The organism is Paenibacillus sp. FSL R5-0749, from assembly GCF_038595085.1.
Classification (GTDB): Bacteria; Bacillota; Bacilli; order Paenibacillales; family Paenibacillaceae; genus Paenibacillus.
In genome coordinates, this window is the sequence record NZ_CP152005.1 from 2,640,118 (window position 1) to 2,653,334 (window position 13,217).

A 13,217-nucleotide genomic window follows, 5' to 3' on the forward strand; every position below is an offset into this window, starting at 1 on the left:
TATGAGTGACTTGCGTTCAACATATAATATTCAAACGGCGGTGTTAAGTTTTCAAGAGGAGTTGGAGCGGTTAAGGGTTCAGGCGGTCATGGGGTGGAGCAAAGAGTTCCGCAATCTGGAATGGTATGGTTTGAAAAACGGGATGCGTGTATTGGAGGTCGGAAGCGGACCAGGGTACATTACAGAGTAGCTATTGAACAGTCTGCCTGACAGCGAGCTTACCTCGCTTGAGATTGATCGTTCACTGCAAGCACAAGCCAAAGAACGGCTGAAAGACATCCCTTCCATGCGGTTAAAATTTGTGGAATCGTCTATATACGGAATGGATCTGCCGGATGACTCTTTTGATTTTGTCGTGGCAAGATTGATCTTTCTTCATTTGAACAACCTAACGAAGCCGCACAAGAGATATATCGTGTACTGAAGCCTGGCGGCCGCCTTGCCATTATTGATGTAGATGATGGTGTTTTTGGTGCAGTGAATCCTGATGTCCCTGCATTGCATACGGTATTAATGAAAATTTCGGACTATGTGGCACAACACGGCGGTAATCGTTTAATTGGCAGAAGCCTGCCACGTCTCCTTTCTGAGAGCGGATACATCGATGTTGACATTGACTCCGTGCTTCAACATAGTGATCTGTTAGGCATAGAAGGGTTTAAGCAGCAGTTTAATCTCAATCGGTTTGTCCATTTTGCTGAAAAAGGTGTGATCAGTTCGGAGGAGTTTGCCCAACTGCAACAAGCCTCTGATGCGATAAATCATTCGCCGGAAGCCTATGCCATGATGAATTTCATTACAGCTTGCGGCACGAAGCCTCTGTAAGAGCTGTGTACGTTCGAAATAAGGTTTACCTGCTCGGTGCATTAGTACTGTCTATGACAGAATAAGCTTCCTAAGAGACGGAGGATGGGAATGAATATCGCTCAAGCTTTCCAGGAGTTTGTAGTTCAAGATGATCATCAAGGCATGATTGATTTGCTGAAAAAATATGAACAATCCAGAAGATTGTCTGTCCATGAACGAGGCTGGGTCTACTGGAATATTTCTGATGGTTATGCCTTGTTAAGAAAGTCGGAACTGCTTTTTGCGAATCACCGGGAATTCTTCGAATGGGGGAAAGAAAACCTCGCCCCTGAGCAATTACACTGGATCGTTTCGGATTCGACACAAGCGTTATCATTATCCTTGGGAAACTATTTTGATCATTGGATCGAGTGGTACCATTATGCTTGTGATCATGCACCCAAGCTGGATACCAACCGAGGTGTTCGATTCGAGAGCCATCGGGCTTTGGGCGGTTCGCTTTGGGTTTTGGAGAGGTACAGTGAAATGGACAGTGTGCTTGAAAATATGAACGAGCTCATACAAGAAGATGAGACATGGTCCAATACTCTTTTTGCCCGAATTACATACAACAAACAGCGTCTGACTAGGCTTTATCATGCTGGGGATGTTGTCGGAGTTCAAGCTCTTGTGAACGAAACGATGGATTCGATTGATGACATCAATGTTGGAGCACTGCCCATTTCAAGAAAAGACGAAGTGGTCGGTAGCTGGGAGAATATTAATGTCTCCAGAAATTCACAGAGAGATATCAACATTGCGTTGAACAATCTGGCCTGTATTTTAACGGATATTGAAAGGTATGAGGAAAGTATGAAATTGTTCATGCAGATACAGGAACGTGATCATCGCATGAATGCATATGGTTCTTCCAAATGGATATATTCGATCTGGAAAACAAGAGGGACTGAGGCAGTTAAAGATGCATTATCAGCAAATGCATCTTATGAACTAGCTGACCTCGTCAAACATACTCCTGAACTATCAGAGATCAAAGGTTTAGCATGAGGTGATTGAAGTGGTAAGAGGTTTGCATAACAATGTGAAAGGAGTGATGTGATATGAGAAACAATACGAATCTGAGTAGAAGAAACGGAGTTGCCAGAGGTGTTTTTGTCTAGCACAGAGGAATCAAGGAAGCGTTCCGAGGGATTCCTCTGTGTAATTTTCACAAGGAGGAATTTCAAACTATGATTCATTTAAAACGTGTCTCGGTAGATAATTGGTATCCATGTACCCAACTGAATGTAACTGAACAACAGAAAAAAAGTTTCCCCGCGCCGGTTGTATATTGGATTGCTGAATCCAAGGTAGTTGAAGACTTTCAACCCATGGCCATCTATTTTGATTCGGAATTAGTTGGATTTGCGGTGTACTCAGATCGGCCGGATCATGAGGATAACTATTGGCTTCTTGCTCTAATGATAGATACCAAATATCAGGGCAGAGGTTATGGAAGAGAAGCCCTTAGGAAGTTGATTGATCTAATGAAAGAATCGCTGAAATGCAAACGCATCATGATTGGACACAGGCCGGAAAATGATATTGCCGGGAAGCTGTATGAATCATTTGGTTTTCACCGAGTAAGTGAAGGTCTGATTGGTGGCGAAGTTGTTCGTCTTCTAAGATGCAGGTAGTGCCAAAATACATGCGATTCGGATTGTAGAGGAGGTAGGTCTTTGAAGCATTTACAGAGTATTTTCTCATTACTCTTTATCATGTTAGGCATTGTGATTATTACAATCTCGAAAATGATTGAAGAGGTGATTCCGAAGCTAGGGTATGCAGCATTCCAGTCAGCAGCAGCGGGTAGTTATACTCCGAGTGATTATCAAGTGAATTTTGAACTGAATTATTGGATAGGTGCGATATGCATTTTGGGTGGAGTTATCTGTATAGTAGCTAGAATGAATTGGGTTCAGAACTCCATTCGTGAAATGAATGCAAGAAACAAAGAGTTTGATGAAACTCATCATTAGGAAGGATGACACAAGAGAACTGAAATAAGTTATGATATGACATAAAAGAAGAAAGGGCAGATCAACATGATTACATTCCAATACTTTGAACCGGAAGATTTTGATCAACTAATCGAATGGAGTGGAGATGAAGCGTATCTGCTCCAGTGGGCTGGCCCGCAGTTCCATTATCCACTTTCCAAGGAACAGCTAGCAGATTATTTGCATGGTGCGAATGATAAGAACACTTCGAATAAGTTCATTTATAAAGTGATGGATGAAACGACTCAGGAGATTGTGGGCCATATCGCTCTTGGCGGTATCGATCGATATAACCGTTCAGGACGTATCGGTAAGGTGCTTCTTGGCAAGCCCTATCAGGGTAAAGGCTATGGAAAGCAAATGATCGATGAGGCACTTCGAATTGGATTTGAAGAGGAGAAGTTACACCGGATCAGTCTGGGTGTATTTGATTTTAATGTCTCAGCCATCCGATGTTATGAAAAAGCGGGCTTTGTACGAGAAGGACTTATTCGTGATGCGAGAAGACATGAAGATACCTTCTGGAATCTGATCGAGATGAGCATATTAGAGGACGAATGGAAGAAATAGCTTCTCAAAAGGACTCATCGTACTTGAGAGGAGGTTTACCCACCCGTCATGCTGAACATACTGAAAAAGCTGACTTTTTGGTTTGTTATTTTCTCGCTAACCGTATGTTTCATTAATCTATCAGGGAACGATGATAAGAATATTCTGATTTATTTAACGAATCCTATAAATCCGTTGCTGAATGACTGGTTAACCAAAATAAATACAAATCCAGAGACGACTTCATTTTTCAGGCCATTAATATACTTATTCCATTTGATTTTTTGGGGAGGAGCGGGGTTCATCCTCGATCGGGTCATTATGAAGCTTAAGCGTAATAGGTAGATATGAACAACTCTCAGGCAGAGGTCATCTTTCTTGAGGAACACTTGATGAACGGATGTAATAACTACGTGTACGAAAATTTAAATGGGGGATGTTCGCTTGTCATCTGAATGACAGGCAGACATCCCCTTAATTATTTACTTCCTTCCTGATTGATTACAATGATCCCCGTATCAATAAATTCCTGCACGGGCAAACCGTCGCTTGCGAGTAACAAGGTCTCCATCATTTTGGCACCCCAGACTCCCTCATTCTGTGAAATAACGGCAGACAATTGACCGTTGAGCAACCCGTTTTCACTGGTCGGGCTGTCTCCGAACGCGATCAAATGCCGGTTAAGTCCTTTCGCTTTCCAGATCAGGGTAGAGGCAGAGACGGAAACAAAATCGAGTCCGATAATCGCATTGAAGTGAGGATGAGCTTGAATCATGTTCTCCATATCGGACATGGCGCGATCTTCATTCCCTTGATGATAACGAACCTCCAAGATTTCGATGTCTGTTTCACTGCGGATGTAGTCGATGAATCCATTAAGTCGCTGCTGCAAACCTTGCATCTCCTCCAAACCATTCTCGACAAGAATCATGCCTTGATTATGCAGAAGTTCTGTAGTCGTCATCGCGAACTGCTGGCCAGTGCGATAGTTATCAGCGCCCACATAAGCGATTCGATGACTGGATGGGACATCTGACTCGAATGTAATGACAGGAATACCCGCAGCTTGGGCTGCATCAATTACGGGTGTAAGTGCAGCAGCATCCACAGGAGATATAGCTATTCCGTCCACATGCTGTTTGATCATATTCTCCATGATACGGATCTGTTGTTCAGTATTGGCTTCATCAGGTGCGTTTACAATTAATTTGATATTGTGTTTGCCTGCATACTCCGTTGCATCCTTCGTGATCATCTCATAGGTTGGATAGGTCATTGGATAAATAATACCGAAAGTTTTACTCGCGGCAGATTTCTCGACAGGTGAAGTTGCAGGAAGTGATGCGGCCATTTGCTGTGGGCGAATGTGTGCCGAACCGGATGAAATGATCATCGGGAACAGCAGTATGAGTGTAAGTAAAAGTGCAAATTTAATTTTATTCATACATCGGCTCTTTTCTCATATCTGATGGTCTGGCCTGCGATTCCTCGGTCCCTTGCGTTCGGTATTCTCTTGGTGTAAAACCTGTTGTTTTCTTGAATATATTAGAAAAATAGTGAGAATCGTTGTAACCGACTTTGTAAGCAATCTCAAAGGTTTTGTTGCTGGTCGTTTTTAGCAGCTCTTTGGCTTTACCGATTCGAATCCGGGTTAGATACTCCGTTATCGTTTGACCCGTTTCCTGACTGAAAATCTTGCTTAGATGACTTGGACTGATTCTGACGTGTGCAGAGATCAGCTTCAGCGAGACTTGTTCGTTACTGTATTCCCGGGATACATAGGCTTTTACCTGATCGATGACATCACTGTATTTTCCGGAGCAGGCTGCTCTTCTCTGCCATAACAGGTTAAGCAGGGAACATAGATATTGGGTGCAATCCTCCCAGCACGTAATTTTCCGGATCGTCTGCTGCAGGGAAGTGATGTTCTCATCCGAATGGTCACTCATGCGGAACAGCTGATTCGCAAGCCGAAACGACTCGAGCGTAAGATCATTCAACAGATAGAAGCCATACGATGAGGACTTCCAGTCGAAGGACTGTAATGGAGCGGCAAACTCCTGCACAAAAGGGTCACGCAGATTGGGGCTACCGATTTTGAGAAATTCAAGAAACGAATTCCTGTCGAGAAATAGAGTCGTTTGCTCATCCAGGTTAATTTCAGTTAGAGTAGCTCTGTTCTGAAGGGTAAGCCGGGTAATATATTTATCCTCCTCCGCTTCCAGATACGAGACATGAATGCCTTGCAGCCGCTCTTGTTGACTGCCAATACCCAGAATAATATTACATTTGAACATATGCTCTAGCTGCATACGAACCCGCCCACGAAGCTGCTCCAGATATGCGGATATGTTCTCAGCGTCATTATACTTGAGCAGAAGCACGATCTCCGTCCGGCTTCGAATATAAGGAAGAAGTTCTACGTGGGGATCACAAGTTTCCTCCAGTACGGGAATCAGCTTCTTCATCATGGATTCCGAATCCGGGGAATCCTCTGTTAATCGAACGTCGATAATGACAATGGTGTAATACCTGGCTGAGAGAGGAAGTGCGAGTTGTTTGGCTGATTCAATCGCATCGGTTGTACCGATGAGTCCCCCACACAGATCGGCTAGCAGTTTTTCTTTGGTGATCGTTCGGCTTGTCATGCGCTGTTGTTCTTCATCCATTTGTTTGCTGACCTTATGAAGCATCTGAATCAGCTCTGCTGCGCTAATGGGCTTTAGACAGTACTCAGTTACACCGAGTCGGATGGCCTCCTGGGCATAGCTGAATTCATCATGACCGCTCATGATAATGATTTTGATATCAGGTTGCTGATTGCGAACGATGGAGGTCAGTTCCAGTCCGTTCATAAATGGCATTTTAATATCCGTAATCAGAATGTCCGGTGCCCATTCATGAATTAAAGGTAATGCAAGCTCGCCATCGGGTGCATCCCCGCAATAGCGAAAACCTTCCTTTTCCCAATCAATGCAGCTCCGTATATTCTCCCGAATCCCAATTTCGTCATCCACAATCATGACTTTTTTCAACGGTTAACCTCCTTGCTTTTGGGGATACGAATCATAAATGTGCTTCCTTCCATATACGTACTGTCCATTTCAACGCCATAAGCTGGTCCGAAATAGAGTCGAATCCGGTGATGTACATTGAGCAGACCGAATCCGCCTTCCTGCTCGTCATCTTGGGGGGAACGAGAACCCGCCGGTTTCTCCAGCTCTTCACGTAATTGAGCCAATCGATCCGCAGACATGCCGATTCCGTTGTCTTGTACGGTGAGAATGATGCTATTTTCCTCAATATATCCGTGGATGGATATACGCCCTTGACCGCGTTTGTTTTTGATTCCATGGTAGAGCGCGTTTTCAACTAGGGGCTGCAAGGTCATTTTCAGAATGGGATAATCCTGAAGCTCACGGTCAACGCTGATCTCGTAGGTGAGAATATCGTGATACCTCATCTGTTGAATGACCAAGTAACTCCGCGCATGTTCAAGCTCGGTTTGAATCGATACCCAGTCGAATCCTTTGTTTAGACTCAAACGAAAGAACTTCGAGAGGGCCTGCACAAGTTTGATTACATTTTCTTTTTTCTCTGCTTCAGCCATCCATAGAATGGATTCCAACGTGTTATAGAGGAAGTGAGGGTTGATCTGAGCTTGCAGCGTACGTAGTTCAGCTATTTTCACCTGTTCATTCTCTCGAATACTCTTTTCGATTAATGTTTTGAGCTTATCCAGCATCACATTGAAGCTTTTGCCCAGATCAGCAATTTCGTCTGAGCCGTGTGGTGTGACTTTGGCCTCCAAGTAACCGTTTGCAGCTTTACGCATCTTGTTCATCAGAATCCGGATGGGAAGAATCAGTCGATTATTCAGGAAAAAATATAATGATATTGCAAAGAAGGCACTTAATAAAACCGTGATGATGATCAATTGGCGAATGCTATTGGCCTCTGCAATGATTTCCTGATAAGGGGCTACCCCGATCATTTTCCATCCGGTCTGTTTGGAGGTGCTGTATACAACGAATTGCGGCTTGGATCCTGGGGTCAGGATAAAGCTGTCATGTTGCAAATGTAAGGGGATTGATCGGATCTGATCCATCATGCTTATGGATGCCGGGGTGGCATCCGGTCTGAAAAGAGTATTTCCGTGTTGATCACTGATGTAGAAAAAACCTGAATCCTTAATGGGGGTGCTCGTCAAAAAATCATCAATAAACGAATCATTCAAATCAATTACGATAAATCCGATGACCTCATGCGTGATTCGTTCCTTGACGGTGGTTATAATTGAAAGCGCATTCTGTTTAGGGTAAGCAAATCCATCCAGCCTGTTATATTCGGCATGGGCTGCAGAATGAGGGATGCGTAGAATGGCATCCGGATACTGTATCAGATACTTGAAGTACGGGTTACGTAGCGGATTCCGTTCCAGCTTGAACACGCCTTTTCGTTCACTTATGCCTTTTCCATAGAAATTCACAAATGAGATATTAAGTACCTTGTCATACTTGTAAGTTTCCCGATATAGATTGTAGGTCTGAAGGATGGCTTTGGCTTCCGGGTAGGACTCCGATTGAGAATAAAGGTATTGAAGCACTTGTGGATTCTTGCCCAGTTCGAGCAATCGTTCCGTATCCTCAAACAAGATATCAATGTTCCTGGCAAGCTGGTCGGCGACCAATTGTGTCGAGGCCTTGTTATGATTGGATACGACCGTATAGGATTTGTGGTAAGAAATCAATCCAACCACGATCAGTGGTACTGAACTGAGGATGATAAACATGCTGAGTAATTTAAGCCTTAGGCTTGAAGCAATCCACTGAATGAGTTTCAACGTATTCCACTCCATCTGAAGGGATCGAAAATGTACCATTAGTATAACATGATTTTTAGATATTTAAGAGAATCGCTAAATACTACACCATTAAACAAAGAAATTACACATTTTGGATCTCTGTTTTTGAAATTGCTAAATTATTACATTAAAAAAACAAGATACTCCATATAAGCTTGAAATGAAAGCGTTCTATAATGTGATCACACCACAAGGTGAAATGAAAAAGGGAGGATCACAACATGCGAACCAAAAAAAAGTGGGGACTTGCCATAACATTGGCTATGGTGATGCTGGTTAGCACGGCATGCAGCAGTACCAATGGAGGAGCAGGCTCCGATAATGAAACTTCAACAAATGGCAATGGGGGTACACCTGCCAGCGCCAAAACAATTACGCTCGGTTTTTCGCAGGTTGGTGCGGAGAGTGGCTGGCGTTCGGCGAATACCAAGTCGATCCAGGAGTCAGCCAAAGAAGCAGGCTATGATTTGAAGTTTTCGGATGCGCAGCAGAAGCAGGAAAATCAGATTAAAGCCTTGCGATCCTTCATCCAGCAGAAGGTGACGGTGATAGCTTTTTCTCCTGTTGTGGAATCCGGTTGGGATACCGTATTGAAGGAAGCGAAGGATGCAGGCATTCCCGTAATTTTGACGGACCGTGCTGTGGATTCCCCGGATAAAACCCTCTACAAAACCTTTATTGGCTCCGACTTCGTAGAAGAAGGACGCAAAGCAGGTCAGTGGCTTAATGACCAATATAAGGACACACAAGACGAGATCAATATCGTAGAATTGCAGGGCACAACTGGCTCCGCACCAGCGAATGACCGTCAAGAGGGCTTTATGGAATTGATTGCTTCCAATCCAAAGCTTAAAGTGATCGCTTCACAATCGGGAGACTTTACACGTGCCAAAGGCAAAGAAGTCATGCAGGCTTTCCTCAAAGCACATAAAAAAATCGATGTTCTCTACGCACATAATGACGATATGGCACTTGGTGCAATTCAGGCCATTGAAGCGGCAGGACTGAAACCAGGCGTAGATATCACCATTATCTCGGTTGATGCCGTGAAAGATGGGATGCAGGCTGCTGCTGATGGCAAAATCAACTTTATCGTGGAATGTAATCCGTTGTTAGGACCTCAATTAATGGAAGCGGTTCAAGCGGTAGTGGACGGGAAAGACATCGAACCCCGAATCGTGACAGATGAGACAACGTTCACATCGGAGCAAGCCAAAGAAGCATTGCCAACACGCGAATACTAAACGCAGATTCGTATAACACCGAAAAGTCATTTTTCGACCAGGCTGTCGCTAAATGACTTTTTTCCATAACAAAGGAGAGGGTTATATGGCCGAGCAAGCACCCATTTTGCAAATGACAGGTATCACCAAACAATTTCCCGGCGTTAAAGCGCTATCCAGCGTCAGCTTTCGTTTGTTTCCGGGCGAGATTCATGCCTTGATGGGTGAGAACGGAGCGGGAAAGTCGACACTTATTAAAGTTCTGACTGGCGTGTATTCCATTGATGAGGGAACGGTAACGATGGGTCATCGCGAACTTTCCATTTCCGGTCCGCTCGAAGCACAGAAGGCGGGAATCAGTACCGTTTACCAGGAGGTTAATCTCTGCCCGAACTTAACAGTTGCTGAGAATATTTTTATCGGGCGGGAGCCGATGCGATTTGGCAAAATCAATTGGAAGCAAATGAACCAAGATGCGGAGAACCTGCTGCGAGACAGATTACATCTGTCCATCGATGTTAAGGCCCCTTTACAGAATTACTCAGTCGCGATTCAACAACTGATTGCGATTGCAAGAGCACTCAGCATCTCAGCCAAAGTGCTCATACTGGATGAGCCTACATCCAGTTTGGACAAAAACGAAGTTCAGCAACTGTTTCGAATTATGCACAAATTAAAGAGTGAAGGTCTCGCCATTCTTTTTGTTACTCATTTTCTAGATCAGGTATACGAAATGTCGGATCGTCTAACGGTGCTCCGTAATGGGGAATTGGAAGGAGAGTACATAGCCGCAGAACTTCCACGCATGGAACTGGTGCTCAAGATGATCGGCAAGGAGCTTGAAGTGTTAGAGGAGCTTCCGAAGGAAACGGATGCTGCCCAGGCGGAGTCGGGCGAACTGTTAATTACCGCCAAGGGGCTTGGACGGAAAGGCGCAATTGAGCCGTTCGATCTGGATATCCGTAAGGGAGAAGTCCTGGGCTTGGCTGGATTATTGGGGTCTGGTCGGACCGAGATCGCTCGCCTCTTCTTTGGTGCAGATCGATCGGACGAAGGCAAGCTGCTTGTTGTGGATACAGGAAGCATGGTCAAATCGCCACGTCATGCGATTGATCAGAATATTGCCTTTTGCTCCGAGAACCGTAAAACCGAAGGCATCATCGATGATTTGACCATCCGGGAGAACATTATTCTGGCTTTACAGGCGACACGCGGCTGGTCTAAACCGATCTCACGCAAGAAGCAGGATGAGATTGCCGAAAAGTACATCAACCTGTTAAATATCCATCCCAAAAATCCGGAGCATTTAATTAAAAATCTGAGCGGCGGTAATCAGCAAAAGGTGTTGCTTGCCCGGTGGCTGCTGATGAACCCGGATCTGTTGATTCTCGATGAACCTACGCGTGGCATTGATATTGGTGCAAAGACTGAAATACAGAAGCTGGTGCTCTCTCTGTCGAAGCAGGGCATGGCCGTGCTGTTCATTTCTTCTGAGTTGGAAGAAGTGATTCGTGTCAGCCAACGGATTGCCGTACTTCGGGACCGCAAAAAAGTGAAAGAACTTAGCGGGGAACAGATCCATCAGCAGCAAATTATGAAAGCAATGGCAGGAGGTTAAAGAGATGGCGGGCAAGATGCGTAAACATCATTTGTTTTGGCCGTTATGTATGCTTGGTTTACTTTTAATCTTTAATTTGCTGTACTCTCCGGATTTCTTCTCCCTTGTCATGCGTGAAGGAAATCTGTATGGCAGCTTGATTGATATTCTCAACTTTGGAGCGCCTTTGATTCTGGTATCCATCGGCATGACACTGGTCATTGCGACCGGAGGCATCGATTTGTCCGTGGGCTCCATTGTCGCGATCTCCGGTGCCGTGGCTTGTATGAGTATCAGCAGAGGAGTAGACCAGAGTTCCTTGGGGCTTGTACTGGGTGCGCTTGGATTATCAATGGGGCTTTCCCTGATCTTGGGTGTATGGAACGGGGCGCTTGTTTCGGTTGCCCGAATTCAGCCCATTATTGCGACGCTTATTCTAATGGTGGCCGGACGTGGGATTGCACAATTGATTACGAGTGGACAGATTATTACGGTATCCAATGCCAACTACGCCTATATCGGAGCCGGTTCGCTTGCAGCATTGCCTTTTTCCATCTTCATCGTATTAACTGTCCTGATTGTGGCCACTCTGTTGACGAGAAAAACGGCACTGGGACTGTTTATCGAATCGGTCGGAAGTAACGCGAGCGCGAGCCGACTGGCAGGTATTCGTTCCAAAACGGTTATTCTCACAGTTTATGTGTTCTGTGGACTGTGTGCCGGTATTGCCGGGCTTATTCTCAGCTCGAATGTATCCAGTGCGGATGGAAATAACGCGGGTCTGTGGTATGAACTCGATGCCATTCTTGCGGTAGTCATCGGGGGTACTTCGCTCAATGGAGGACGTTTCTATCTCATGGGTACCGTCGTTGGAGCGTTGATTATTCAAACCTTAACAACAACGATCTATATGATTGGCGTTCCGCCAGAAGTTACGTTGGTTGTTAAAGCTTTTGTTGTATTAGCCGTATGTTTGATTCAATCTGATTCATTCCGCAATTCCATGGTGATCCGTTGGAAAAAACGGAAATATCCAGCCGAACAGGGGGTTAACCGCCATGTTTCTTAATCGTAAGTATCTCCCGGTCTTTGTCACTTTCGGCTTGCTGGCCGTGATGTTTGCCATAGGGTCTTTCAGGTACACGGGATTCTTCTCCACACAGGTGCTGCTTAATCTTCTCATTGATAACGCATTTCTGATTATCACGGCAATTGGCATGACCTTTGTCATTGTATCGGGGGGAATCGACTTGTCGGTTGGTTCAGTCATAGCGCTGACAACCATTATTAGCGCAAGTCTGGTGGAGAAGCAGGGCTGGTCACCTGCCATCGTTATACCGTTGGTGCTTGTGATGGGTGCATTGTTTGGCACAGTTATGGGGGCGATCATCCACTATTTTAAAATTCAGCCCTTCATTGTGACGCTGGCCGGCATGTTTTTGGCGCGGGGGCTGTGTTATGTCATCAGTCTCGACACCATTACGATTACGAATCCATTTTATACACAGGTAGCACAGGCGAAAATTTCCCTGCCAGGGGGCAGCTTTGTCTCCATTAATGTGATTATTGCTCTGATCATTCTACTGCTTGCGATCTACCTGGCACATTATACCCGGTTCGGGCGCAACGTTTACGCCCTTGGTGGAAGTGAACAATCTGCGCTGCTCATGGGATTGCCGGTTGCACGTACCAAAATCCTGGTGTACACGTTCAGCGGTTTGTGCTCCGCGCTTGCCGGTGTCGTCTTCACCTTCTATATGTTATCGGGTTATGGATTACACGCCATGGGTCTTGAACTCGATACCATCGCGGCTGTTGTCATCGGAGGTACCTTGTTAACAGGTGGTGTGGGGTACGTGGCGGGAACCTTTATTGGTGTATTGATCCAGGGAGCTATCCAAACTATAATTAGCTTCGAAGGCACGCTCAGCTCGTGGTGGACCAAGATTGTGATTGGCCTAATGCTGTTTGTTTTTATTTTGTTCCAACGACTGCTTAGCGGGCGGCGAGTATCCTCGAAATCACTGCATTAAGTGGATCGAATGAAATGATATGATATTGGACGCAAATACCGAACAATGAAATGACCATATGTGCCCTGCATCGGTGGCTGCGGAAACTAACATGGAGATGGGGGA

The 13,217-nt window shown here is 45.1% G+C and carries 14 protein-coding genes; 11 read left to right on the top strand and 3 right to left on the bottom strand.

Going from position 1 to position 13,217, the window contains the following annotated elements; all coding sequences use genetic code 11:
• The first annotated feature begins 1 nt into the window (after position 1).
• From MKY85_RS11940 to MKY85_RS11970, 7 genes are all read left to right on the top strand, one after another.
• Positions 2–190: a hypothetical protein gene (locus MKY85_RS11940; RefSeq protein ID WP_339260593.1), complete on the top strand. Its 189-nt coding sequence runs from the start codon at positions 2–4 to the stop codon at positions 188–190.
• A gap of 3 nt (positions 191–193) precedes the next feature.
• Positions 194–424: a class I SAM-dependent methyltransferase gene (locus tag MKY85_RS11945; protein WP_342572661.1), complete on the top strand. Its 231-nt coding sequence runs from the start codon at positions 194–196 to the stop codon at positions 422–424.
• A gap of 53 nt (positions 425–477) precedes the next feature.
• A complete protein-coding gene (locus tag MKY85_RS11950) occupies positions 478–825 on the top strand; it encodes a hypothetical protein (RefSeq protein ID WP_342572662.1) in 348 nt (115 codons plus the stop codon).
• A gap of 90 nt (positions 826–915) precedes the next feature.
• A complete protein-coding gene (locus MKY85_RS11955) occupies positions 916–1,854 on the top strand; it encodes a hypothetical protein (RefSeq protein WP_342572663.1) in 939 nt (312 codons plus the stop codon).
• 182 nt (positions 1,855–2,036) lie between these two features.
• Complete coding sequence (locus MKY85_RS11960) at positions 2,037–2,483, top strand: GNAT family N-acetyltransferase (protein WP_342572664.1); 447 nt, start codon at positions 2,037–2,039, stop codon at positions 2,481–2,483.
• Between the two features lie 42 nt (positions 2,484–2,525).
• Complete coding sequence (locus MKY85_RS11965) at positions 2,526–2,825, top strand: hypothetical protein (RefSeq protein ID WP_339260597.1); 300 nt, start codon at positions 2,526–2,528, stop codon at positions 2,823–2,825.
• 66 nt (positions 2,826–2,891) lie between these two features.
• A complete protein-coding gene (locus MKY85_RS11970; protein WP_339241832.1) occupies positions 2,892–3,416 on the top strand; it encodes a GNAT family protein in 525 nt (174 codons plus the stop codon).
• A gap of 457 nt (positions 3,417–3,873) precedes the next feature.
• On the opposite strand, the gene MKY85_RS11975 is transcribed toward MKY85_RS11970, so the two are convergent.
• From MKY85_RS11975 to MKY85_RS11985, 3 genes are read right to left on the bottom strand one after another with little or no spacing between them, the layout of a single operon-like run.
• Complete coding sequence (locus MKY85_RS11975; protein WP_339241833.1) at positions 3,874–4,839, bottom strand: substrate-binding domain-containing protein; 966 nt, start codon at positions 4,837–4,839, stop codon at positions 3,874–3,876.
• The gene (locus MKY85_RS11980; protein WP_339241835.1) at positions 4,832–6,430 is read right to left on the bottom strand and encodes a response regulator; all 1,599 of its coding nucleotides are present in this window, start codon (positions 6,428–6,430) and stop codon (positions 4,832–4,834) included. Before MKY85_RS11980 ends, MKY85_RS11975 begins: the two co-directional genes overlap by 8 nt.
• Positions 6,427–8,238, bottom strand: a complete 1,812-nt coding sequence (locus tag MKY85_RS11985) for a sensor histidine kinase (RefSeq protein WP_342572665.1) — start codon at positions 8,236–8,238, stop codon at positions 6,427–6,429. Before MKY85_RS11985 ends, MKY85_RS11980 begins: the two co-directional genes overlap by 4 nt.
• 242 nt (positions 8,239–8,480) lie before the next feature.
• Between MKY85_RS11985 and MKY85_RS11990 the strand changes: the two genes are divergently transcribed.
• The 4 genes from MKY85_RS11990 (at position 8,481) to yjfF (ending at position 13,112) form a co-directional block, all read left to right on the top strand.
• Positions 8,481–9,503: an ABC transporter substrate-binding protein gene (locus MKY85_RS11990; RefSeq protein WP_339241839.1), complete on the top strand. Its 1,023-nt coding sequence runs from the start codon at positions 8,481–8,483 to the stop codon at positions 9,501–9,503.
• 85 nt (positions 9,504–9,588) lie between these two features.
• Positions 9,589–11,100: a sugar ABC transporter ATP-binding protein gene (locus MKY85_RS11995; RefSeq protein WP_339241841.1), complete on the top strand. Its 1,512-nt coding sequence runs from the start codon at positions 9,589–9,591 to the stop codon at positions 11,098–11,100.
• A gap of 4 nt (positions 11,101–11,104) precedes the next feature.
• Positions 11,105–12,148, top strand: a complete 1,044-nt coding sequence (locus tag MKY85_RS12000) for an ABC transporter permease (protein WP_339241842.1) — start codon at positions 11,105–11,107, stop codon at positions 12,146–12,148.
• A complete protein-coding gene (gene yjfF, locus MKY85_RS12005) occupies positions 12,138–13,112 on the top strand; it encodes a galactofuranose ABC transporter, permease protein YjfF (protein WP_339241843.1) in 975 nt (324 codons plus the stop codon). The genes MKY85_RS12000 and yjfF overlap by 11 nt, the downstream gene beginning before the upstream one ends.
• The last annotated feature ends 105 nt before the right edge of the window (positions 13,113–13,217 follow it).